We start from the raw sequence: 22397 nt of genomic DNA on the forward strand, positions 1-22397 counted from the left end.
GCATGAAAACAAGAATTTGGCTCCTCTGACTGGACTCGAACCAGTGACATACGGATTAACAGTCCGCCGTTCTACCGACTGAACTACAGAGGAATCGTGTGAACGGGGCGAATACTAACGGGGGTAGCTCGGCTTGTCAAAGGCCTTTCTTCATAAAGCTGTCTGAGTGTTGAAGAAATCGGCAAATGCCCCCGTTTTAACGGAATTTTGTGCAAAATCTATCGTAAGCGCTTATCCCAGAATGCGTTTTGCCCAGGAAGAAATTTCATCGCCGCTGCCGATATCAGCCTGTACCAATCCATTAATCATAAAAGTCGGTGAAACATGGATGCCATTTTGGCGCGAGTATTTGCAGTGCCACTTGATGACATTTTGCAAGTCGGGACGAGCAAATGCTTCGCGCGCGTCAACGCCGCTGTACTGTTCCAGACGATTAATAATGTCGTTTGGTGTCGCGTCCATGTTGGGCCCGGAGCAATGGTCTTTAAACTCAAACTCTTCGCGGTGATCGGCCACTGCCTGCAATACCGCTCTGGCGGCTTTTTTCCCGTCAGGCAGAGTAGATGCAGCGAGGATATAACGTACAATCACGCCGGAATACATGTGCCACGGCTGTGATTGCAGGTGAATTTTCAGCGTGATGTTGTCTTCACCTACCTCCTCCAACAGCGCATCAAGTTTGTTAAAAGCGCGCACCGAGAACGGGCAGGTAGGCTCGAGAAAGACTTCGAAGACGTTTTTTCCGTGGCCCCAAACCAGCGGGTCGGCGTGCAGCGGGGTGTTGGCAGTCATAATCAATTCCCTTCAGTTAAAATTATTAACTAAAACATCTTGGCAAAACCCAAAGCATAGGGCCAGTCAGGGCGGGCAAATTACCCGCTGTTTTAAGTTAACAAAAATTACCGTCTCCCGCTGCTCTTCAGATTTTTTGCAGTGCTCTCTGGGCTAACTCGGTGAAATAGGCCACCGCAGGTTCGATAATCTCTTCATTGGGTTCGAAAGAAGGATGATGTAAACCGAACTTGCTGGCGCTGCCAATGCTGACAAACGCGCCGGGAACGTGTTGCAGGTAGAAAGCAAAGTCTTCACCACCCATCTGTGGTGTAGCAATTTCAGTGTCATAGCCACGTTCTTTGGCGACTAAAAGCGCAAATTCTGCCCACTCTGGCGTATTAATCAACGCAGGTGGCCCCGGCTGCCAGTCGAGGGTAGCCGTTGCACCAAAACCGCTGGCAATGCCGTTAATCAACGATCGGATACGGTCAGGGATTTCTTTGCGAATCAGATCGTTATGCGTGCGTACTGTGCCTTCCAGCTCCACTGTTTGCGGAAGAATATTCCAGGTATTGCCTGCGGTAAAGCGCGTCACGCTGACAACTACCGATTCCTGAGAGCTATAAATCCGGCTCGCCAGCGTTTGCAGCGTCGTGACGATTTGGCTCCCGATAACCACCGAGTCAATGCCTTCATGCGGGCGTGCAGCATGTGCCCCTTTACCATTGATATTAATAGTAAAACGATCGACATTGGCATAAAACGCACCACCACGGGTAATCAATTTTCCCAGCGGCAGATTAGGCGCGTTATGCATGCCGAAAATAGCCTTAACTCCTTCCAGTGCTCCCGCGTCGATCAACTGCTGAGCGCCGTTAAAGGTCTCTTCTGCCGGCTGAAAAAGAATGCGCACCCGACCTTTGAGCGTTTTCTCTATTTCTTTCAAACGGTAAGCTACGCCGAGCATTACGGAGGTGTGAACGTCGTGACCGCAGGCGTGCATCACACCGCTGTTTTTGGATGAAAACGCCACGGAGGTAGCCTCTTCAATCGGCAGCGCATCAATATCAGCTCGCAGCGCAATTAAAGGTTCACCATGACCCAGTTCGACCACTACACCGGTTTTTAGCCTAAGAGGAAGAATGCGGATATCAGCCTGTTTCAACCAGGCAGTGATGCGTTCGGTAGTGGCAAATTCGTGATTGGACAGTTCTGGGTGCTGATGAAGTTCGCGTCGCCAGGCCACCAACTGGTTGATTAATGTATCCGTCATGACATCCTCGTCTATTAGGGCTAAATACAGCATCATCCAAAGATGTCGATGGCGCGTGAACCAACGATTTGCGATAAGCTTTGCCATAAAATAGCTATGTCTATTGCCAGATTTATCATTCTCTTGCGCAAAATTGTTGTTTTACTCCCGCCCAATGTCCGTTCAATATCGCTAATCAAGAAATGGAGAACCTTGCTTCGTTCTATTGCCAGATTCTGGAGGAAACGCATGAGCAACAATTTTTCTGCGCAGCTAATTAATTGGCGCAGAACTCTGCACACCTGGCCTGAGCTGTCGAATCAGGAACAGGCCACTACCGCACGTATTCGCGGATGGCTTGAAAATGCCGGGATCCGCATTCTGGATTACCCTATTCAAACCGGCGTGATTGCCGAAATCGGCCACGGCGAATCGCTGATTGCCCTGCGCGCTGATATCGATGCGCTGCCTATTCACGAACAAACCCGACTTCCTTTCGCCTCGCAACATGCCGGAGTCATGCACGCCTGCGGTCACGACGTTCACACCTCGGTTATCCTTGGTGCGGCAATGCAGCTTAAGGCGCGTGAAGACCGGTTGCCGGGCAGAGTACGTTTATTCTTTCAGCCGGGTGAAGAAAACTGCACCGGCGCGAAACAGTTTATTAAAGCCGGGGCGCTGGAAGGCGTGCAGGCAATTTTTGGTATGCACAATGAACCCGGTTTGCCTGTAGGAACCTTTGCCACTCGCGGCGGCGCATTCTATGCCAATGCCGATCGTTTTATTATCAATATTCACGGTAAAGGGGCGCATGCGGCGCATCCCGAGCAAGGTATCGATACCATTGTACTGACCAGTCAGGTGATTCAGGCTTTGCAGGCCCTCACCAGCCGCAGCTTTAATACTCTCGACAGTCTTGTGCTGTCCGTGACCCGTATTGATGCAGGGAAAACCTGGAACGTATTGCCTGAAAAAGTGATGTTTGGCGGAACCTTGCGCACTCATGATGTAAAAGTGCGTGAGCAAGTGCAGCAGCGCGTCAATCATCTGGTCAAGAGCTTGGTCGAGGCCAGTGGCGGCAGCGCTGACGTGAGCTGGACGGCGGGCCCACCAGTGTTAATCAATGATAAAAACTGGGCGCGTGTGGCATCTGAAGTGGCAAAAGTCGCGGGATATGAGGTTCGCACCGCAGATTTGCACCTTGGTGGCGAAGATTTTGCCATTTATTTGCAAAATGTCCCCGGTGCCTTTGTCAGCATTGGCAGCGACAGTGAGTTTGGTTTGCACCATGAAGGTTTTAATCCAGATGAAACTCTGCTTGCTCCGGCAGCAGAATATTTTAGTCGCCTCGCCGAGCAAGCCTTAACCCTGCTGAACGAAAAAACCCTAGAAATAAATCCTGCCTGATATTGTCTCCTTTAATAAAAACCCTCTGGCTAACGAGCCGGAGGGGTTGCACCTGTTTTGTGAGTGGTTGCTTATTTTACGTGCATATCGTTTAGCCCTATGACTCGCCAAATCCTCGAAATTTCTGAAAGTCCACGCCTTTAAACTGATTAATTCCTGATTTTTTGCTGATTTAAAACAGATTTTCTCCCTTTTTTTTGTGTGCCTATAAAATTGGCATAGCTGTTGCTTTGTTACCTCACTAACAAGAATTGTTAAGTTGATAACAAAGCAACAGGGGCTTATGGCAGATAATCTGGACGTGATCGCACAAATTCAAGGCTCGTTTGCCGGACAGACGCCGACGGGTAAACGAATTGCCGGCTATCTGCTGGCGAATCTCGCGCAGATCCCCTTTGAAACTGCTGACAGCATTGCTCGCAGCGCTGCCACCAGCGGAATTTCCGTTGGCCGCTATCTGCGCAGTCTGGGTTATCGCAACCTTGATGACTTCAAGCAAACCCTGCGCCAGCAAAGTAGTGGGGCGCTTTATCAGCCGTGGGTGGTGACCGATCGCCTCGGCGCTTATCGCCAACGCAGTAAACAGCCGCGGCAGGAAAAGCTCCAGCAAGGTCTGACGCTGGAACTGGAAGCTATCCAGCACGTATATCAGTTGGCGCAAAGTGACAGTTTTGCCAATGTCAGCCGAGGTCTGGCCGAGGCCGATGCGGTGTTTATCCTTGGTATTCAGTCGGTGCGCGGGATTGCCAACACGTTTTACAGCAATCTGGAATATTTGCGGCCCCAGGTTTATTTCGCTGACGGCCAGTCGGGCACCTACGTTGAGTCGCTGAACTCGGAGTTCGCCTCACCGTACCTTATCGTCAGCGATACCCGTGCCTATTCGGTGATCGCACAGAAATACTGCAAGGCCGCTTGCGATCGCGGTCTGCGGGTGGGGTTAATCACCGATATTTACTGCCCGTGGGCGCACGATTATCCGGTGGATTTGCTGCAAATAAAGACCGATACCGGCCAATTCTGGGATTCGATGGCCCCGCTGAGTTGCCTGTTTAACCTGCTGTGCTCGTCAGTGCTTGAGCTGCGCGGCGACGAGGTAGAGCAGAGGCTGGCGACCAATCGGGTACTGCAAAAAGAGTTCGGACAGTTTGAGTCCTGAAGGGTAAAGACCTCCCGGCAACAATATTATTTTTCAACAGGGGCAGTAGAAAATCATTATGAAAGAACAAGATATCACGCTAGTTGATGTGGTCACGCTTTTACCTGAAGCGGTTATTGATATGAAGTATGCCACCGACGATAACCTTACCGGCCACGTTGTTTACTGTGAAAACCGCTGCCTGCTGCATCCTGATGCCGCTAAAGCATTAGTGCGCTGTTTTGACGTTGCAAAATTGGCTGGTTTCAATCTCAAAATTTTCGATGCTTATCGACCGAAACAGGCGCAAAAGGTGTTTTGGGCCGTCTTGCCAAATCCTGATTACGTGGCCGATATCAGCATTGGTTCACACCACAGCCGTGGCGTTGCCATCGATCTGACGTTAATTGACGAGCAGGGCCACGAGCTGGATATGGGCGCGGGTTTCGATGAAATGACCGAGCGATCGCATCCGTTTTATCCGCACCTGCCTGCCGAAATCCAGCGCAACCGTTTGCTACTTAACGCAGTGATGGCGGCAGGTGGCTTTATCGGGATGCCCACCGAATGGTGGCACTTCGAGCTGCCAGATTCTATTTCCTATCCGCTTTTGGAAGATATTTTTGACTGCTATCCGTCAAAACACCTTGCCTGATCCTTGGCATTTTTCATCGTTGCTACCTTAGATACCAGGAGTTTGCAGATGTCGACTATTACAGCAAAGACCGCAGCAAAATCATTATTTAACAAAGCGTTAATCAAAAAAACAACGCTGGCAGGTGCCGTGATACTAGCACTATCGGGGATGAGTTTGCAGGCGCAGGCTGCCGTCCCGAAAGATATGCTGGTGATTGGTAAAGCGGCAGATCCGCAGACCTTAGACCCGGCCGTAACCATTGATAACAATGACTGGACGGTGACTTATCCGGCGTATCAGCGTCTGGTGGGGTATAAAACCGAAGGCGGTAAAGGATCGACTCAAGTCGAGGGCGATCTTGCCGCTAGCTGGACTGCTTCGCCGGATCAACTGGTATGGACCTTCAAACTCAAACCGGGCGCTAAATTTGATGACGGGTCCGAGGTGAATGCCGATGCGGTGAAATGGTCGTTCGATCGTCTGATGAAAATCGCTCAGGGACCTTCCGAGGCTTTCCCGAAAGACATGCAGGTCTCGGTGGTTGACCCGATGACTGTGCGTTTTACCCTGAAAACTCCATTCGCGCCGTTCCTTTACACATTGGCTAACGATGGTGCAGGAATTGTTAACCCGGCGATTGCCAGAGGGAATCCAGCCGATGGCGGTAAAGCCTGGATGTCGAACCACACGGCTGGCTCCGGCCCTTACAAGCTGGATCGCTGGGAGAAAGGTCAGCAGTTGGTTCTGGTGCCGAATCCTTATTACAACGGACCAAAGCCGGCTTTCAAACGTGTGACGGTGAAAATTATCGGTGAAAGCTCCAGCCGTCGTTTGCAGCTGTCTCGCGGCGATTTGGATATTGCCGATTCGCTGCCTATCGACCAGCTAGCAGCACTGAAGCAGGAAAATAAAGTCGCGGTAAATGAGTATCCGTCGTTGCGCGTGACTTACCTGTATCTCAACAATGCCAAAGGTGCGATGAGCAATGTCGACCTGCGCCGCGCGGTGTCTTACGCGGTGGATTATCAAGGCATGGTGAAGGGTATTCTCGGCGGCAACGCAAAACAGATGCGCGGTCCGATCCCCGATGGTATGTGGGGTTATGATCCGAAAGCCATGCAGTACAGCAACGATATGACCAAGGCCAAAGCCGATCTCGCCAAGGTGAAACCGCAGCCGGATACATTAGATTTTCTCTATTCCGACAGTGATCCGAACTGGGAGCCGATCGCGCTTTCCGTTCAGGCTAGCCTGGCAACCGCCGGGGTGAAAGTGAAGCTCGAAAAACTGGCAAACGCCACCATGCGTGACCGCATCGGGCAAGGCGATTACGACATATCCATCGGTAACTGGAGCCCGGATTTCGCCGACCCGTACATGTTTATGAACTACTGGTTCGAGTCTGACAAGAAGGGGCTGCCGGGTAACCGCTCGTTCTATTCCAATCCGCAGGTTGATGATCTGTTGAAGAAAGCAGTATCAGTCACCGATCAGAAACAGCGTACTGATTATTACCAGCAGGCGCAGAAAATTGTTATCGACCAGGCGGCCTACGTTTACCTGTTCCAGAAAAACTATCAGGTAGCGATGAACAAAGACGTGAAAGGCTTTGTTTTCAATCCGATGCTGGAGCAGGTGTTCAACGTGGCGCAGATGAGCAAGCAGTAAGTTTGAATGAATTGCCGACACTGGCTGAAATTTGCCATGACACCGGGGCAGTAGCTCCGGTGCTTTGTTCAGGGGAACGTTATGACTTTTTGGACCATTATTCGCCAGCGCTGCTGGGGGCTGGTTTTAGTAATGGCCGGTGTGTGTGTCATTACTTTTATTATTTCACACATGATCCCCGGTGACCCGGCGAGATTGCTGGCCGGCGATCGTGCAAGTAATGAAATGGTGCTGCACATGCGTCAGCAGTTGGGGCTGGATCAGCCGCTGTACGTACAGTTTTATCGCTACGTAATTGATCTGCTGCACGGCAATCTTGGCACCTCGATTCGTACCGGCAGGCCGGTGCTGGAAGACCTGCGGACCTTTTTCCCCGCGACGTTAGAACTGGCACTGAGCGCGCTGGTGCTGGCGATTATCCTTGGTATTCCACTCGGCGTGCTCTCGGCGGTCTATCGTAACAAACTGCCGGACCACCTGGTGCGCATGATGTCGGTAATCGGGATTTCGACGCCTGCGTTTTGGCTTGGCCTGGGGGTGATTATTTTGTTCTACGGCCATCTGAATATGCTGCCGGGCGGCGGACGCCTTGATGACTGGATGGACCCGCCGACCCACATCACCGGCTTTTATGTCATCGATTCCATCTTGACGGGCAATCGCGATGCGCTTCTTAACAGCCTGCAACATTTGCTGATGCCCGCGCTGACGCTGGCCTTTGTGCATATGGGGATCGTAGCGCGACAGATTCGCTCGGCAATGCTTGAGCAGATGGGCGAAGACTATATCCGCACCGCGCGGGCCAACGGGCTGTCGCATTGGCGGGTAATTATCTGTCATGCGTTGCCGAATGCGTTAATTCCGTCGGTGACCGTTCTCGGGCTGGCCATGGGCGATTTGTTGTACGGCGCAGTATTAACCGAGACGGTTTTTGCCTGGCCAGGCATGGGCGCTTATGTCGTCAGTTCGATTCAGGCGCTGGATTTCCCTGCGGTGATGGGCTTTGCAGTGGTGGTGTCTTTTGCCTATGTGCTGGTGAACCTGTTGGTAGATTTACTTTACGTGTGGATTGACCCGCGTATTGGCAGAGTGGGGTAGACGATGTCTTTGATTGAACCAGGTGTCGACAGCAGTCGCGCCGATATTGTACCGCCGGAGGTCAAGCCGCGCTTTGCCTCGTGGCGTAAGACTGCCCACCAGTTGGGGCGCAGTCCGCTGACGGTATTAGGTTTGGCGATCATGCTGATTGTGGTTTTTCTTATGGTCTTTTCGCCGTGGCTGGTGCCGCACGACCCCAACGCGATAGACCTGACGGCGCGTTTGCAGGCTCCCTCGGCGGCGCACTGGTTTGGCACCGATGAAGTCGGGCGAGATTTGTTTAGCCGCGTATTAATCGGTAGTCAGCAGTCGGTCACTGCCGGGCTGGCAGTGGTTATCCTCGCGGGCAGCATTGGCTCGCTGCTTGGCTGTTTCTCCGGCGTGATGGGCGGTCTGGTGGATGCGCTTATCATGCGCTGCATGGACATTATGCTGTCTGTGCCCTCGCTGGTGCTGACGATGGCGCTGGCCGCCGCGCTGGGTCCGAGCCTGTTTAACGCCATGCTGGCGATAGCCATTGTGCGCATTCCGTTTTATGTCCGTCTGGCGCGGGGGCAAACGCTGATGCTGCGTCATCAGGCTTATATGCAGGCCACTCGCACCTTTGGCGCGTCGCGCTGGCATCTGATTACTTGGCACGTACTGCGTAATGTCCTGCCGCCGCTGGTGGTGCAGGCCTCTCTGGATATCGGCACGTCAATTCTGATGGCTGCGACTCTGGGATTTATTGGTCTTGGCGCGCAGCAGCCGACCGCGGAGTGGGGCGCGATGGTCTCCAACGGTCGCAACTATATTCTCGATCAATGGTGGTATTCCGCCTTCCCGGGCATGGCGATTTTGATCACCGCCACCGGTTTTAACTTGTTCGGCGACGGTCTGCGCGACCTGCTCGATCCGAAAAGCAGAGGGCGCTGATGATGGCAGAAATTTTAGCAGGATCTCCCCAGCAGCCGGTGCTGGAGATAAATAGTCTGAAACTGGTTTTTCCAGTGTACGGAGCAGAAATCAGCGCGCTGAATAATGTCTCTTTAAAGGTGAATGCTGGTGAAATTGTTGGCGTGGTGGGCGAATCCGGTTCTGGAAAGTCTGTGACTGCAATGATGTCGATGCGACTGTTGCCACAGGACAGCTTTAGCATTAAATCGGGCGAACTGAAGCTGCTGGGAACCGATGTGATTACCGCCAGCGATAAACAGATGCGCCAACTGCGTGGAGCTCGCGTGGCAATGATTTTTCAGGAGCCAATGAACGCTCTGAATCCGACGCGAAAAATCGGCAGGCAGATGTGCGAGATTATCTGTCTGCATCAAAAAATCAGTCGTCAGGCCGCTTTCAAAAAGGCCATCGGACTGTTGCAGGAGATGCAAATTGGCGACGCCGAGCAGGTCATGGGGCGCTATCCGTTTGAGCTTTCCGGCGGTATGCGCCAACGCGTGTTGATTGCGATGGCATTTTCCTGCGAGCCGGAATTGATCATTGCCGATGAGCCGACAACCGCACTGGACGTCACGGTGCAGCGTCAGGTTCTAAGGCTGTTGCGACGTAAAGCCAAATCTAGCGGCACGGCAGTGCTGTTTATTACTCACGATATGGCGGTGGTTTCCCAGCTTTGCGACCGGGTGTATGTAATGTACGCCGGTCACGTTATCGAAAGCGGTAATACGGCGGAGGTTATTGAAAGCCCGGCGCATCCTTATTCCATCGGGTTACTACAGGCTGCGCCCGAAAACGGCGAGCCTCGCAGCTTGCTGAAGGCTATCCCCGGTACGGTGCCGAATCTGGCGAAACTTCCCGGCGGCTGTGCCTTTCGCGGGCGCTGTAGTCACGGCGATAACCAGTGCGCACAGTCACCCAAACTTGCCGCGCTGGACGGCCGCTCGCAGCAACAGGTCGCGTGTTGGCATCCGCAACCAATAGAATCGATTACCCTTCAGGAGCCAATCTGATGAATCAAGATGCATTGATTGAACTACAGGATATTCGCGTTCGTTTTGCCGCGAAATTTAACTGGCTCGGTAAGCCGAAGGGTTACGTGCATGCGCTGAACGGGTTGGATTTGAATATCATGCGTGGCGAAACGCTGGGCATCGTTGGCGAATCGGGCTGCGGCAAAAGCACGTTGGCACAGCTGTTGATGGGGCTGCAAAAACCCAGCAGCGGGCAGCTCTTGCGCGCTCGTTCCGACGGTTCCTGGTTTGGTTCCGGCATGCAAATGGTGTTTCAGGATCCGCAGTCATCGCTGGATCCGCGTTTGCCGGTATGGCGCATTATCACCGAGCCGGTGTACGTGCAGAAACACAATCCAGCCAGCGAACGTCGTAAATTGGCTGAGGAACTGGCGGAGCAGGTGGGGATCCGGAAAGAGTATCTCGATCGTCTGCCGCATGAGTTTTCCGGTGGTCAGCGCCAGCGTATTTCTATCGCGCGTGCGCTGTCTTCCGAGCCGGATATTATTGTGCTGGATGAGCCGACCTCAGCGCTGGATATCTCGGTGCAGGCGCAAATTCTTAACCTTCTGGTGGAGTTACAGCGCCAGCGGAATCTCACTTTTGTGCTGATTTCGCACAATGTTTCCGTGGTGCGCCATATGAGCGACCGCGTGGCGGTGATGTATCTGGGGCAAATCGTCGAGCTGGGACCAGCGGAAAAAGTGCTGACTCGTCCGCAGCATCCGTACACCAAACTGCTGCTCGACTCTGTACCGCAGGCGGGGCGCTCGCTGGATGATGGGCAGGAAGACAGAAAAGGGGAATTACCCAGCAATCGTAACTTGCCGCAGGGCTGTTATTTCCGTGAGCGCTGCCCTTATGCTGGCAATGGATGCCAGATGCCGCAGGATTTACGCGTTAATCTTTCGGGCCTGGCAGTTCGGTGTCATCGGGTAACCTGAAACGATAACTCATCGAAGTGAAAATTATGTGAGAAGTCTTCATAAGAGAGGCTCTCCCTATAACAGAGAGAGCCAGAGGGTTGACTTATTTTAGAGTTTATCGACGATTTTCGGTGGGCTCTTTCCCTTGCCACAGGCTGCCGGGGATGGCTACGCGGCCTTCAAACAGCAACCGCGCAGTGCGCAACAGGCCGCATCCGGCTAGCCTCTCGGCCCCTTTAGCCGCGATATTTACGTGCAACTCAACGCTGAATTCACCGCTTGGATGTTCGACGCTAATACGTGGGCGATCGCCCGCTGGTGTGTTGGCCAATCCTTCAGTAACCGAACCGGGCAGCAGGCAGGCGCTAGCCACGCTAACGGCCCCGAGCACGCCAATTGACGCGTGGCAGCGGTGTGGAATAAAGGTGCGGCTGGAGATGGAACCGCCGTCACGAGCTTCCGCAACCAATGTCATTTTTGGCACTGTGCGCTGCGAGACATCACCGAGATTCATCTTCGGACCCGCCTGTAAACGTATTGATTCCAGTCTGGCCTTGAGTTCGGAATCATCGTCGAGCTGCTGTCGCGTTTCATACCCGCTGCGCCCCACATCGGCGGCGCGTAACAGCACCACCGGCATGCCGTTATCAATGCAGGTCACTTCAATGCCGTCAAACGTATCGATCACTTTGCCGGTCGGCAGCAGCGAGCCACAGCTTGATCCGGCAATATCAGCGAACTCGATCATGATTTCGCTTGCGCTGCCCGGCACGCCGTCTATCTTCAGGCTGCCTTCATACTCAACCTGGCCCTGCGGCGTCGGCACGTGAGCAATGGCTATCTGTCCGGTATTTTCCATAAAAATTCGTACCGGAGTCAGGCCATCTGCCGCGCTAATCAAACCTTGCTCGATAGCAAAAGGGCCGACGGCTGCCAGAATATTGCCGCAGTTTTGCCCGTAATCCACCACGGCTTTATCGACATTCACCTGCGCAAAAAGATAATCGACATCAGCGTCATTGCGAGCAGAGGGGCGGATAATCGCGACTTTGCTGGTCAGCGGATCTGCGCCACCCACGCCGTCTATCTGCCGCGGATCTGGCGAGCCCATTACCGCCAGCAGCACACGATCGCGAAGCTCGTTGTCTTCAGGTAAATCATCGGCTAAAAAGAACGCGCCCTTTGAGGTTCCACCGCGCATCAGCACGCAGGGAATTCGGGTTTGCAGCATAGAGCCTCCTCAACGCTTAAGCGAATTTTCCTGTCCTACAGCGTCGGCAAGTTCTTCGACGTCGGTATAATAAGTCAGGCCTTTCTTCTCGAGGGTTGGACGCATGTTATAGATATCGAGGCCTAATTCGCCGTCGGCCATGCGTGCGCGTTTACTCTCTTCCAATGCCTCGCGTTGACGGCTGGCTTCGGCAACTTGCGCCACTTCTTCACGTCGAACCACCACTACGCCATCATCATCGGCGACGATCGCATCGCCCGGATAAACAATCTGCCCGGCGCAGAGCACGGGAATATTCACCGAACCCAGCGTTTCTTTTACCGTGCCCTGTGCGTACACCGCGTGTGACCACACCGCGAAACCCATCTCGCGTAAAGTGCGAGTATCACGGACGCCAACGTCAGCGACCAGGCCAATTACGCCGCGCGCTTTTAACGATGTCGCCAACAGATCGCCAAAATAACCGTCGCCGCACGGGGAGGTTGGCGCAACCACCAGAATATCGCCCGGTTTACACTGTTCGACCGCAACGTGGAACATCCAGTTATCGCCCGGTGCCACCAGCACGGTTACCGCGCTGCCGGAAATCGCCACATCTTTTTGGATAGGGCGAATGGCCGGCGAAAGCAGCCCTTTACGACCCTGAGCTTCATGCACGGTTGCCACGCCAAAGGCGGCCAACGCCGCGACCTGTTGTTGCTCGGCGCGAGGAATATTACGCACCACCACGCCTTTTTTGCCGAGGATCAGACCTTCGTAGTTGCTCATGCCAGCTCTCCTGTCACCCGTGGGAAGATGCTCTGATAACCTTCGCCGTAAACGATATTTTTGCTGGTTGTGATACCCACGTTTCGTTTCGCCTGCACGCCACGCTGCTGGGCAACGCGAGTGTAGTATTCCCACAAGTGTTCCTGACCGGCCATACATTGGATTGCGGCGTATTTCTTGTCCCACACGTCGGTGATATCCAGCAGCACGTCGGGTTTCCACTCGCATTGTTCTGGCTGGTGCGGCTCAAAGCAGTAAACCGGCGGTGCAGCAACGATTGGCTCGCCCGGCTTGTAGCCCTCGGCCTGAGCAATAATACGTGCCTCCTGTGCCAGATTGGTCGCCATCGGATGATCGTAGTTATAAGGATCTTTTAGGGAATGAGTCAGCACGAAGTGTGGCTGAATGCGGCGATAAACGTCAGCCAGGCGGAACAGATCGTCTTTGGTGGCGCGCAGCGGGTAATCGCCCATATCAAAGAACTCAACGCTGGCGCCAAGGATTTCAGCTGCCGCCATGGCTTCTTCACGACGCGAAGCTTTAACTCTTTCTTCGGTCATCTCACCCTTGCGCCAAAGTTTGGCAGACTCACCGCGCTCACCGAATGACAGGCAAACAATGTGAACCTTATAGCCTAATTGAGTGTGCTGCGCGATGGCACCGCCCGCACGCCATACAAAGTCGGCCGAGTGGGCGCTAACAACCAGCGCAGTTTTGGCAGGATTTGCTGCATTGTTATTGGCATTGCTCATCTGCATATTCCTCATAGATTTTTCATTTGAAAGTGCCTGACGCTTTCGCGTGGTCTGATTTCTATGCTGTCAGTCGGCGTGGGTCACAGGTAATTCATTTGATTGCAGCAGGTATGCGTTTTATTTATATTGCTGAGTAAAGTCACAAAAAAAACACAATCGGGAGAAGGGGATGAACGACGAGAAGGGGTTATGTAACCTGATGCAAATTCGGGCTTTTTGTCAGGTTGTCGATCAGGGAAGTGTCTCGCGCGCTGCGGATGAGCTATTCCGTACACAGTCGGCCATCACCCGCTCGATACGCGATCTCGAAGAACATTTATCGGTGCCGCTGTTTGAACGTCACGCCAACGGCATGCTGTTGACCGACTACGGTAAGTGCATTCTGCCGCGTGCGCGAAGGGCTATTGCCGACCTGCATGAAACCGCTGAGCTGCTGGCCCGATTGCAGGGGAAAATCGCGCACAATCGAGCACTCACCGAACCTCTTTATTTGTTTAACGTGCGGCGATTGCAGATTTTTATCGCTTTGTGCAAGACCCGCCATATGCAAACGGTGGCCACGCTGCTCGGCTTGAGCCAACCCGCCGTTTCTGCCGCTCTCAAAGTACTGGAAAACGGTGCCGATCTCGCTTTGCTCGAGCGCACGCCGCAGGGAATGATCCCCAGCCTCGCGGGTCAGGAAATTGTGCCAAACATCCGCCGCGCGCTTAATGAATTGCGCCACATTCCGGCGGACATTGCCGCCAGACAAGGGGTGCTGGTGGGGACGGTACAAATTGGCGCTTTGCCGCTGAGCCGGACGAAGCTGTTACCGCAGGCGATTTTGGCCGTTACCGCCAAATACGCTGGCATCAAGATTATTACCAACGAGAGCGCATTTGTGACACTGGCCTCAGAGCTGAGATCCGGGGAGGTAGATTTTATCGTCGGTGCGCTGCGAACCAGTGATTATGCCGCCGATATGGTCAGTGAGACTCTGTTTACAGAAAAAATGGTAATTGTTGCCCGTCGCGGTCATCCGTTGAGCGATACGGTGATTTCTCCGCAAGATTTACGCAGCGCGCGATGGGTGTTACCGCGTTCGGAAACTCCGGCCAGAAAGTTGCTGGAAAGCAGCTTTGAATCAGTGAATATTCCGCCTCCCGACCCGGTAGTCGAAAGCGGTGATTTGGCGATTGTGCGCGGATTATTACTGGACTCCGACATGCTGGCGGCAGTATCCGCCAGACAGTTGCAGCATGAGTTGGACAACGGCGAGTTGGTCAGCCTTAACGTAGATTTGGCCGATACCCAACGCCCGATTGGTATCACTTTCCGCGCTGGCAGTCTGCTGTCGCCTGCTGCCAGCGCGCTCATTGAGGCCATACGAGCTCAAGGAACAATAAGTTAGAAAATTTCGCTCATATTTAGCTGACTCATCAACAACGCGTTGTCACTGTAATCTACCGGAATGGCCACCACGGCGGGTCCCTGAACGTCCATCGCCGCGTGCAGGGTCTGCTCCAGCGTATCAGCAGATGTCACGGCGAAACCTTTAGCACCAAAGGCGTCAGCGTAGGCTTTAAAATCAATCGGTCCAAACTGGATGCCTGATGTGCGCCGATACTTTTTCTCCTCCTGAATCGCCACCATGTTATAAGCCTGGTCGACCCAAATAATATGCAGCATATTAATGCCCAACCGCACCGCGGTTTCCAGCTCCATGCTTGATTGCATAAAACCGCCATCACCCGAGACAGAAACCACTTTCCGACCCGGCTCGACCAGCGCCGCGCCGATAGCCCACGGCAGAGCAACACCCATGGTCTGCTGGCCGTTGGAAATCAGCACCTGACGCGCGCGAAAGCTATACAAATAGCGGGCAATCCAGATATGGAAACTGCCCATATCCACGCACAGGGTGACATCGCTGTTAACAATGTCCTGCATCGCGCGAACCAAACGCAGGGGATGAATAGCAAACTGATTCAGGCTGCGGCCCTTTTGGTCCAGCAGTTGGCGCTGCAGGCGACGTTCTTCGAGAATATCAATCGCTGCCGGGCTGAGCACAATCTGCTGCGCGACACGATCGCCGAGCAAATCAATCGTGTCGGCAATATCGCCCACCAGCTCGATCTCTGGCTGGTATTCGCTATCGGTTTCAGCGGGCGTGACATCAATATGCACCAGTTCGGCAGTACCGTTACTCCACTGCGCAGGTTCGTATTCCACCGGGCTGTAGCCGATAGTAATGACGAGATCCGCGTTACGCAGCAGGCGATCTCCGGCCTGATTATTGAATAAACCAACGCGACCGGCGAAGCGGTGGAAAGCATCCTGATCGATAACGCCTGCCGCCTGATAGGTGCTGGTTACCGGCAGGTTGCTCTTTTTCAGCAGTCGGCGAATGGCCTCGGCATTGCGCGGTTGACTGGCCATCAGGCCGAGCAGCAACACCGGATTTTTCGCCTTTTGCAGCATCTGGGCGACTTGCACAATAGCGCCCTGTGGCGCACTTCCCAGTGTCGGCGAGTAGGAGGTTAGCAGTTTGCCCCGGGTCGGCTTATTGATGAGGTCCATTGGCAGGCTGATAAATGCTGCACCGGGGCGACCAAATTCGGCGGCACGAAAGCCATTGGCAACCACCTCTGCCAGCGCCGAAGACGAAATGGCTTCAGCCGAATACTTGGTCACCGGCCTGAACATGGCAACAGTGTCCATAGTCTGGTGAACCTGTTTTAAATGATCGGCCCGTTTTACCGCACCGCCGAGTGCCACCATGGGATCACCTTCAGAGTTGGCGGTGGCGACGCCGGTTATCAGGTTGGAACAGCCGGGTCCCGAGGTTACCAGCGCGACGCCGGCTTTTCCGGTAAGGCGACCCACTGCTCCAGCCATAAAGGCTGCATTGGCTTCGTGGCGGACAACCACGGTTTCTATGGTTGAATCGACCAGCGAGTCGAAAACACGGTCAATCTTGGCACCGGGAATGCCGAATACGTGTTTAACGCCCTGTGCTTCGAGTTGAGCCACTACCAGGTCCGCACCACATTTCCATTCATTTTTATCATTACTGTTTTCTGAATTATGCATTTTATCGCTCCATTAACCGGCGGCTGTTAGCTTTCTACGGCACGAATCGCTTCCCGCAAATTCTCGGGAGACAGATTGGCATTGAGGAAATCTTGGTCGTGAGGAAAATCAATAGCCAGTTTTTCAACCGTGCCAAAGGTCAACGTTCCGCGCTCGACCTGATAATCCAGCACGTGTCCGCCACTATGGCGTGCCTGATCGATAAAATGCTCGTGGAAACCGGCAACATTAATGCCTTGCATATATTCTGGCGTAAGAAAGCCTATCAGCACTCCAACACTGTTTTTGATATGGAAAGTTGGCTGCTGTTTTACTGCTTCCATCATCGGCTTATAAGGGCGCTGCTGTTCTGGCACTGTGCGCGTATCCACGCGGCTAAACTCACCGTTGATTCGCAGTGCGCAAAAGGCATTCTGGCTAATGACCTGGTCGATCAGCGTATGGATCTCTTCACGGGTATGCGGACTGTCGATGTGATATTCATTAGTCGGATTAAAGAATGTCATGGTGGCGAACGGTGTTTTCTGCTCTGGGCTTGCTCGACGAGCTGTGCCATCACCGCGCAACTGGAAAATATTGCCGTCAAAAGCAATCAACTCGCCATCAAGTTTGTTGAAAGTCCCTAGCCCAAAGTCACCGTGTTCACGCAGCTGCGCCATGGTGGTTTCCCCTTCATATACCCCGCTGAGCAAGGCGCTCATCAGCGAAGTTTGATAAAGCGTATTGGCATTGGAAACGGAAAGCTCTTTCATTTGGCTGCTCCAGAAAATCAATTAATAAGACTAACTAAAGGTTGACGCGATTCCTTCTACAGTTCCAATATGAAGAGATGTTCACTTTGAGACGTTTTTAATATGGAACTCCGTCATCTGCGCTACTTTGTCGCTGTAGCAGAGACTGCTAATTTTACGCGTGCTGCCGAAAGGCTGGGTATTTCACAGCCCCCTTTAAGTCAACAGATACAGCGGCTTGAGCATGAAGTTGGTACATCGTTGCTCAAGCGATTAACAAGGGGGGTTGAACTGACTGAAGCCGGAAAAGTGCTGTATGAGGATGCGCTGATCATACTAAAACTGTCTGATGCCGCTCTTGAACGTACCCGAAGTGTTGCAAGAGGGATGAACGGATTTCTACGTATTGGTTTTGCCAGCTCCTCGGCTTTCAATCCGCAGGTATTTGCCCTGTTACACCGTTATCGGGACAAATATCCTGGCGTCACGCTGGAGCCACAGGAAAAGGACATGTCTGGGCTAATGACTGCCTTGAGTGAAGGGGTTATTGATTTGGCGTTCGTTCGACTGCCCTGTGAGCGCAGCAAAGATTTTAACGTGCGCGTTATCGATGATGAAGAAATGGTGGTGGCATTACCCAAGAGGCATCCGCTAAGCCGGGGAGAGAGTGTTTCGTTAACTGAATTGCGCAATGAAACGCTGATTACTTTTCCCCGCGAACTGTCACCAGGGCTTTATGACGAGGTCATTGCAGCCTGTGAAGAGGCAGGATTTACACCAAACCTGGGGCAGCAGTGCCCGCAAATTGCCTCGTCGCTGAGCATGGTCGCGACCGGATTTGGCTATGCACTCGTTCCTGCTTCGTTAGGACGTATTGACGTCGCCAATGTTTGCTGTCTACCGATTGCCAATCAGCGAATTACGACACAGGTCGGGCTGGCATGGCGGCGGACTTCGCAAGGAAAATCCGCGCAGCATTTGCTAAACCTGATGACATCGGCGCTGGTGGAATAGGGTGTAGGAGACTATTGCATTGATATTATGCAGGTTGGTCACTGGCGAATAATAACAGTAACCAACCTTGAGAAAGAACGGCTTGATTTTGTTTTTATAATCTAGCGTATCTTGCCAAATCTGTTCTTTTTATAATCGCGATAGCCTTTAAACAGGTAACGCAACTTTAATAGCTTTTGTTTTTCAAAGAAAATTACGCCAAATATTAGACGCATATTTTCACGCTTATAGTCTTCCGTAAATTGTGGAAAACGATCCTGAATCAATAGACGGTTTCTGATGATGTAGTATTTGCGGATTGCAGCATGGTGCATAACCCACATATGGCGAGTGAACAGGTACGGATGCAGCTTGGTGTTGCCAAGTTTGTGCTCCATATGTACTTCGCCAAAGGTATAAATTTTAAAGTTATTCTGAGTCAGCTTGTAACACAGATCGTGGTCAACCTCGTCAATGAATAAAGTATCATCGAAGCCGCCAATCTAAGTGTATGCCGCAAGATTTAAAAGATTCCCCGAGGTAATTACTCGCTGAGCATAACCTTGCGGCTGATCCTGATAAGTCATCGGGGTGAAGACGGCAATGCTTGGATCTTCCAGTTTCTTGGCCTCAAAGGCGTTTAGAAACTTGGTCATCTCCTGAGAATCAAAACAAGAATCCTGATCCATCGTGACTATCCACTCATAACCTTGTTCTATCGCGCGTCGGCATCCTTTATTTAATGCGGTGGCGATGCCCAGGTTATCGAGATTTGGTATGTATTCTACGTTATCAGTGCCCTCGCCAATAATGCTTAACAAGGCTCTATTATCGCCCGCCGAGTTATCCACCACGTAAAGCTGGCTTAAAAAACCGAGGTAGGTTTTGATGTTTTCGACTTCTTTTTCTGAAGGATTAAACCAAACCACAACGCCTGCCAATGGTGTGCTATTGGCGTTATATAGTTCATCGGACATTTAAGCACGTCTCCATATGGATTTGGTTTTGTAGACAATCAAAAGGGCGACAACGGCTTCGGTTACCAATACAGAAAGTGCAGCACCATCTGCGCCGGCCAGCCATATCAAAGGGAAGATAGCGACAGTATTTAATACTGCACCAAACCAGAGTATCTGACTAAATTCTTTCTTCATACCGATGATCAACATCCCTTGCACGCCTAATACAGTGCTCACGCTGATAAAGAACACCATAGGAGCAAGAATCACAAGGACTGAGACGGAGGCTAAATAGGTATCGCCATAGAATACGGTAATTATCTGGTGTGCAAAGACCATCAACAGCAGAGAAATGACTAAGACGATAGCGTTTTGCCCGTATAACAAGGTGCGGATCATCTTTAACCCTTTGGCTTTGTCATTTGCCATCAGTGAGCTAATACGCGGGTAAAACACCTGAGTAATAGGGCCCATTAAGCCCTGAATTGCCATGCGGATTTTGTCGGCAGCAACGTAAAAACCGACGGTAACAGGGCCAGCGGCAAAACCGAGGAACACTGGAATACTGTTTACATAAACGCTGCCGGCGATATTTGACAAGAAAATATATCGGCCATCATGGATTTGCTCTTTTATTTGTGCATAGCTTGGCAGGCTCCATTCAATCCATTTCTCACGATAAATCATATAAAAACTGAACAATGAACCGAGGATAAATCCGGCACCGGTAATTAATGCCACAATCCAGGTATCGGCAGGAGACTTAACGCAAATGAATATTAATGGCAGGGTGATTATTTTTGCAGCAATATTGGAAATTGCCATCCAACCCATTTTTTCTTTGCCCTGAAATAGCCATGAGGGCAGGAAGGCTGCGCCAATTACTGAGGTATAAGAGACGATGATAACCGTCGCGTATTCTTTAATGCTGGGAATAAAGGCCACAATGACAAACATGAACAACGCGCTGAGAATAACCAGGATAGTTTTACAGAACAGGACGCCCCAAAAAACCTGACTTACTAGTGTCTTATCGTCTTTGTGTATCGCAATTTTGTTGGTAGCAGAAAGGTCAAACCCATACTGAACAATGAGTGTGAAATATTGAACAAATGCAAATGAAAAGCCTAGTATTCCGTATTCACTCGGTCCGAGAACGCGGACCAGATAGGGGAGAGTGATTAAGGGTAAAATATATCCAGCTCCCTGTATCATAAAGAGCGACAATATATTTTTTACCATGTTTTTGTTCACTAAAATGATACTCCCAAAAATAAAATGTAATTATGTTGTCATGTTAGGGTTATAGCCAATTTTTCTTGGCAACCTCGGTAGCCCTGCAAAATAAATCAGAATTGACTGAAAACATCACGGAAAACCTCATCCGGACATGGCAATTCATTAACATCGTCGCGAGTAATAACCGATCCCCGTCACAAAATTTACCTTGGCAGTGTAGCCCCTTTAGGCTTAGTTTTTCAAGGTTCAACACTTTTAATCAGACAGCAGGAAAAAAGCTTATTTAGCGATTACTGATTTTTCAATTTTTAGCTTGGCATAGAAGATGTCGAGCCCATGATTTGCAGGCAGCAAAAAAGCTGTATGCCCGTTAAGGCATACAGCTTTTCTTATTCGTATTCAGATTCGGAGTATCAGTTAAAGACCATACCGCCATCGATAAGGAGTGACTGGCCTGTCATGTAATCAGAATCTGGTCCGGCGAGATAAGACACACAACCAGCGACATCTTCCGGTTCGGAGAGGCGTTTAAGCGTGATATTTTTGGCGAATTCCTGCGTGCCATAACCCACTGGTTTGCCTGCTGCGGCGGAAACCTGGCGGTCGATTTCTTCCCACATTGGCGTTTTAACAATTCCTGGGCAGTAAGCATTTACAGTAATGCCATAATGCGCGAGATCGCGGGCGGCGGTTTGCGTTAACCCACGAACTGCAAATTTGCTGGAGCTGTAAATGGCTAATTCTGGGTTGCCGACATGACCGGCCTGAGAGCAGGCGTTAATGATTTTCCCGCCGTGTCCCAAGGATTTAAAAGCCTTAACTGCAGCCTGAATGCCCCAGATAACGCCTTTGACGTTAATATTATAAACTTTATCAACGACTTCTGGAGTAATGTCTTCAATCAGTGTCGTCGGGGCGATGCCAGCATTATTGACGATGACATCAAATCCGCCGAGCTGTTGCCTGGCGGCTTCAACCGCAGAAAAAACCTGTTCGCGGTCAGAGACATCGGCAAACTGTGCGATGGCTCGGCCACCCGCGTGGTTAATCTCTTCTGCCACTTTTTTTGCCGTTTCGGCATTAAAGTCCACCACCGCAACGGCGAAGCCATCTTGGGCCAGACGAAGAGCAATCGCACGGCCAATTCCCTGGCCTGCGCCCGTTACTAAAGCCACTTTTCCATTATTAGACATACAGCTTATCCTCATTGATGTATTGAGTATCTTGTCCAGATGGCTGCGCGCAGGACAAAGGGCTGGTGAGCCCTGTGCCGTTACGTGAGCTTGAACGAGTATTACGCCAATGAGGAGTGATGTTCAATTAATGTAAACGAAGATGAACCTTTCCTTGATCTTGGCCAACATTAAGCCAGTTTTGCTGCCTTTCTAATTGCATATTCGTAACCTTGAATACCAAAGCCACAAATCACGCCTACCGAAATATCGGAAAGGAAAGAGTGATGACGGAAAGCATCACGTTTGTGAACATTGGTAATATGTACTTCAAACAGTGGGACACTGATAGCGGTGACGGCATCGCGGATCGCCACTGAAGTGTGGGTCCAGGCTGCTGCATTCAGTACCAGTGCACTGGCTTTGCCACGGCAAGATTGAATCTTCTCAATCATCTCGCCTTCATAATTGGTCTGGAAGAACTCAATTTCAACTTCACACTCTTTACCGGTCTGCACGCAAAGGGCTTCGATATCGGCCAGGGTGTCATAGCCATAGGTTTCTGGCTCGCGGGTGCCGAGCAGGTTGAGATTACATCCGTTGAGTACCACGATTTTTCGCTGCATTATTT

The 22397-nt window shown here is 51.7% G+C and carries 22 protein-coding genes and 1 tRNA gene; 10 read left to right on the top strand and 13 right to left on the bottom strand.

The genetic code is table 11. The features are described from left to right. Nucleotides 1–17: 17 nt before the first annotated feature. The 3 genes from AB3G37_RS08575 to AB3G37_RS08585 form a co-directional block, all read right to left on the bottom strand. Nucleotides 18–93: transfer RNA gene (locus AB3G37_RS08575), tRNA-Asn, on the bottom strand. A gap of 138 nt (nt 94–231) precedes the next feature. Next, entirely contained in the window at nt 232–792 is a 561-nt protein-coding gene (locus AB3G37_RS08580) for a DsbA family protein (RefSeq protein WP_369790342.1), read from the bottom strand. Nucleotides 793–919: 127 nt separating this feature from the next. Then, nucleotides 920–2047, bottom strand: a complete 1128-nt coding sequence (locus AB3G37_RS08585; protein WP_369790343.1) for an amidohydrolase — start codon at nt 2045–2047, stop codon at nt 920–922. A 228-nt stretch (nt 2048–2275) separates the two neighbouring features. On the opposite strand from AB3G37_RS08585, the gene AB3G37_RS08590 reads away from it, so the two are divergent. From AB3G37_RS08590 to AB3G37_RS08625, 8 genes are all read left to right on the top strand, one after another. Beyond that, on the top strand, nt 2276–3433 hold the full coding sequence (locus tag AB3G37_RS08590; protein ID WP_369790344.1) for an amidohydrolase: 1158 nt from the start codon (nt 2276–2278) through the stop codon (nt 3431–3433). A gap of 283 nt (nt 3434–3716) precedes the next feature. Continuing rightward, nucleotides 3717–4592 (top strand): MurR/RpiR family transcriptional regulator, encoded by an 876-nt coding sequence (locus AB3G37_RS08595; RefSeq protein ID WP_369790345.1) that lies wholly within the window; start codon nt 3717–3719, stop codon nt 4590–4592. 58 nt (nt 4593–4650) lie between these two features. Further along, a complete protein-coding gene (gene ddpX / locus AB3G37_RS08600) occupies nt 4651–5226 on the top strand; it encodes a D-alanyl-D-alanine dipeptidase (protein WP_009635246.1) in 576 nt (191 codons plus the stop codon). Nucleotides 5227–5376: 150 nt separating this feature from the next. Beyond that, nucleotides 5377–6876, top strand: a complete 1500-nt coding sequence (locus AB3G37_RS08605) for an ABC transporter substrate-binding protein (protein ID WP_369790921.1) — start codon at nt 5377–5379, stop codon at nt 6874–6876. 81 nt (nt 6877–6957) lie between these two features. Further along, entirely contained in the window at nt 6958–7974 is a 1017-nt protein-coding gene (locus tag AB3G37_RS08610; protein WP_009635244.1) for an ABC transporter permease, read from the top strand. Nucleotides 7975–7977: 3 nt separating this feature from the next. Beyond that, nucleotides 7978–8889, top strand: coding sequence for a D,D-dipeptide ABC transporter permease (gene ddpC, locus AB3G37_RS08615; protein ID WP_369790346.1), 912 nt, complete (start codon nt 7978–7980; stop codon nt 8887–8889). Further along, entirely contained in the window at nt 8889–9920 is a 1032-nt protein-coding gene (locus tag AB3G37_RS08620; RefSeq protein WP_369790347.1) for an ABC transporter ATP-binding protein, read from the top strand. The genes ddpC and AB3G37_RS08620 overlap by 1 nt, the downstream gene beginning before the upstream one ends. After that, the gene (locus tag AB3G37_RS08625) at nt 9920–10864 is read left to right on the top strand and encodes an ABC transporter ATP-binding protein (protein ID WP_009635241.1); all 945 of its coding nucleotides are present in this window, start codon (nt 9920–9922) and stop codon (nt 10862–10864) included. Before AB3G37_RS08620 ends, AB3G37_RS08625 begins: the two co-directional genes overlap by 1 nt. Before the next feature lie 97 nt (nt 10865–10961). Here AB3G37_RS08625 and AB3G37_RS08630 read toward each other — a convergent pair whose 3' ends face one another. The 3 genes from AB3G37_RS08630 to galB are packed head-to-tail and all read right to left on the bottom strand — an operon-like array spanning nt 10962 to nt 13597. After that, nucleotides 10962–12077 (bottom strand): 4-oxalomesaconate tautomerase, encoded by a 1116-nt coding sequence (locus AB3G37_RS08630; protein ID WP_009635240.1) that lies wholly within the window; start codon nt 12075–12077, stop codon nt 10962–10964. 9 nt (nt 12078–12086) lie between these two features. Further along, nucleotides 12087–12845 carry a 4-carboxy-4-hydroxy-2-oxoadipate aldolase/oxaloacetate decarboxylase gene (locus tag AB3G37_RS08635; protein ID WP_369790348.1) on the bottom strand — a complete coding sequence of 253 codons (759 nt, stop codon included), beginning with the start codon at nt 12843–12845 and terminating at the stop codon, nt 12087–12089. After that, nucleotides 12842–13597 carry a 4-oxalmesaconate hydratase gene (gene galB, locus AB3G37_RS08640; RefSeq protein WP_009635238.1) on the bottom strand — a complete coding sequence of 252 codons (756 nt, stop codon included), beginning with the start codon at nt 13595–13597 and terminating at the stop codon, nt 12842–12844. The genes AB3G37_RS08635 and galB overlap by 4 nt, the downstream gene beginning before the upstream one ends. A 172-nt stretch (nt 13598–13769) precedes the next feature. Between galB and AB3G37_RS08645 the strand changes: the two genes are divergently transcribed. Further along, nucleotides 13770–14990, top strand: coding sequence for a LysR family transcriptional regulator (locus tag AB3G37_RS08645; RefSeq protein ID WP_009635237.1), 1221 nt, complete (start codon nt 13770–13772; stop codon nt 14988–14990). Here the strand turns inward: AB3G37_RS08645 and alsS are convergent. Continuing rightward, nucleotides 14987–16672 carry an acetolactate synthase AlsS gene (gene alsS, locus AB3G37_RS08650; protein ID WP_369790349.1) on the bottom strand — a complete coding sequence of 562 codons (1686 nt, stop codon included), beginning with the start codon at nt 16670–16672 and terminating at the stop codon, nt 14987–14989. The two genes, AB3G37_RS08645 and alsS, sit on opposite strands and share 4 nt — an antisense overlap. Before the next feature lie 26 nt (nt 16673–16698). Further along, nucleotides 16699–17424, bottom strand: coding sequence for an acetolactate decarboxylase (budA, locus tag AB3G37_RS08655; protein ID WP_369790350.1), 726 nt, complete (start codon nt 17422–17424; stop codon nt 16699–16701). A 102-nt stretch (nt 17425–17526) separates the two neighbouring features. Here budA and AB3G37_RS08660 point away from each other — a divergent pair, with 102 nt between their 5' ends. Then, a complete protein-coding gene (locus tag AB3G37_RS08660) occupies nt 17527–18417 on the top strand; it encodes a LysR family transcriptional regulator (protein WP_009635234.1) in 891 nt (296 codons plus the stop codon). Nucleotides 18418–18518: 101 nt separating this feature from the next. On the opposite strand, the gene AB3G37_RS08665 is transcribed toward AB3G37_RS08660, so the two are convergent. From AB3G37_RS08665 to aroQ, 5 genes are all read right to left on the bottom strand, one after another. After that, a complete protein-coding gene (locus AB3G37_RS08665) occupies nt 18519–18794 on the bottom strand; it encodes a hypothetical protein (protein ID WP_369790351.1) in 276 nt (91 codons plus the stop codon). Between the two features lie 105 nt (nt 18795–18899). Next, entirely contained in the window at nt 18900–19373 is a 474-nt protein-coding gene (locus AB3G37_RS08670) for a glycosyltransferase (RefSeq protein WP_369790352.1), read from the bottom strand. Next, a complete protein-coding gene (locus AB3G37_RS08675; RefSeq protein ID WP_369790353.1) occupies nt 19374–20609 on the bottom strand; it encodes a flippase in 1236 nt (411 codons plus the stop codon). 398 nt (nt 20610–21007) lie between these two features. Next, nucleotides 21008–21787, bottom strand: a complete 780-nt coding sequence (locus tag AB3G37_RS08680) for a (S)-acetoin forming diacetyl reductase (RefSeq protein WP_009635231.1) — start codon at nt 21785–21787, stop codon at nt 21008–21010. Nucleotides 21788–21957: 170 nt separating this feature from the next. Further along, nucleotides 21958–22392, bottom strand: coding sequence for a type II 3-dehydroquinate dehydratase (aroQ, locus tag AB3G37_RS08685; protein ID WP_009635230.1), 435 nt, complete (start codon nt 22390–22392; stop codon nt 21958–21960). Nucleotides 22393–22397 lie beyond the last annotated feature (5 nt).

It is taken from the genome of Rouxiella sp. WC2420 (assembly GCF_041200025.1).
Lineage (GTDB): Bacteria > Pseudomonadota > Gammaproteobacteria > Enterobacterales > Enterobacteriaceae > Rouxiella.

What these genes read in the sequence shown, in the direction of transcription:
- AB3G37_RS08580 (WP_369790342.1), bottom strand. Translation starts at nt 792, where the DNA reads ATGACTGCCAACACCCCGCTGCACGCCGACCCGCTGGTTTGGGGCCAC.
- AB3G37_RS08585 (WP_369790343.1), bottom strand. Translation starts at nt 2,047, where the DNA reads ATGACGGATACATTAATCAACCAGTTGGTGGCCTGGCGACGCGAACTT.
- AB3G37_RS08590 (WP_369790344.1), top strand. Translation starts at nt 2,276, where the DNA reads ATGAGCAACAATTTTTCTGCGCAGCTAATTAATTGGCGCAGAACTCTG.
- AB3G37_RS08595 (WP_369790345.1), top strand. Translation starts at nt 3,717, where the DNA reads ATGGCAGATAATCTGGACGTGATCGCACAAATTCAAGGCTCGTTTGCC.
- ddpX (WP_009635246.1), top strand. Translation starts at nt 4,651, where the DNA reads ATGAAAGAACAAGATATCACGCTAGTTGATGTGGTCACGCTTTTACCT.
- AB3G37_RS08605 (WP_369790921.1), top strand. Translation starts at nt 5,377, where the DNA reads ATGAGTTTGCAGGCGCAGGCTGCCGTCCCGAAAGATATGCTGGTGATT.
- AB3G37_RS08610 (WP_009635244.1), top strand. Translation starts at nt 6,958, where the DNA reads ATGACTTTTTGGACCATTATTCGCCAGCGCTGCTGGGGGCTGGTTTTA.
- ddpC (WP_369790346.1), top strand. Translation starts at nt 7,978, where the DNA reads ATGTCTTTGATTGAACCAGGTGTCGACAGCAGTCGCGCCGATATTGTA.
- AB3G37_RS08620 (WP_369790347.1), top strand. Translation starts at nt 8,889, where the DNA reads ATGATGGCAGAAATTTTAGCAGGATCTCCCCAGCAGCCGGTGCTGGAG.
- AB3G37_RS08625 (WP_009635241.1), top strand. Translation starts at nt 9,920, where the DNA reads ATGAATCAAGATGCATTGATTGAACTACAGGATATTCGCGTTCGTTTT.
- AB3G37_RS08630 (WP_009635240.1), bottom strand. Translation starts at nt 12,077, where the DNA reads ATGCTGCAAACCCGAATTCCCTGCGTGCTGATGCGCGGTGGAACCTCA.
- AB3G37_RS08635 (WP_369790348.1), bottom strand. Translation starts at nt 12,845, where the DNA reads ATGAGCAACTACGAAGGTCTGATCCTCGGCAAAAAAGGCGTGGTGGTG.
- galB (WP_009635238.1), bottom strand. Translation starts at nt 13,597, where the DNA reads ATGAGCAATGCCAATAACAATGCAGCAAATCCTGCCAAAACTGCGCTG.
- AB3G37_RS08645 (WP_009635237.1), top strand. Translation starts at nt 13,770, where the DNA reads ATGAACGACGAGAAGGGGTTATGTAACCTGATGCAAATTCGGGCTTTT.
- alsS (WP_369790349.1), bottom strand. Translation starts at nt 16,672, where the DNA reads ATGCATAATTCAGAAAACAGTAATGATAAAAATGAATGGAAATGTGGT.
- budA (WP_369790350.1), bottom strand. Translation starts at nt 17,424, where the DNA reads ATGAAAGAGCTTTCCGTTTCCAATGCCAATACGCTTTATCAAACTTCG.
- AB3G37_RS08660 (WP_009635234.1), top strand. Translation starts at nt 17,527, where the DNA reads ATGGAACTCCGTCATCTGCGCTACTTTGTCGCTGTAGCAGAGACTGCT.
- AB3G37_RS08665 (WP_369790351.1), bottom strand. Translation starts at nt 18,794, where the DNA reads ATGGAGCACAAACTTGGCAACACCAAGCTGCATCCGTACCTGTTCACT.
- AB3G37_RS08670 (WP_369790352.1), bottom strand. Translation starts at nt 19,373, where the DNA reads ATGTCCGATGAACTATATAACGCCAATAGCACACCATTGGCAGGCGTT.
- AB3G37_RS08680 (WP_009635231.1), bottom strand. Translation starts at nt 21,787, where the DNA reads ATGTCTAATAATGGAAAAGTGGCTTTAGTAACGGGCGCAGGCCAGGGA.
- aroQ (WP_009635230.1), bottom strand. Translation starts at nt 22,392, where the DNA reads ATGCAGCGAAAAATCGTGGTACTCAACGGATGTAATCTCAACCTGCTC.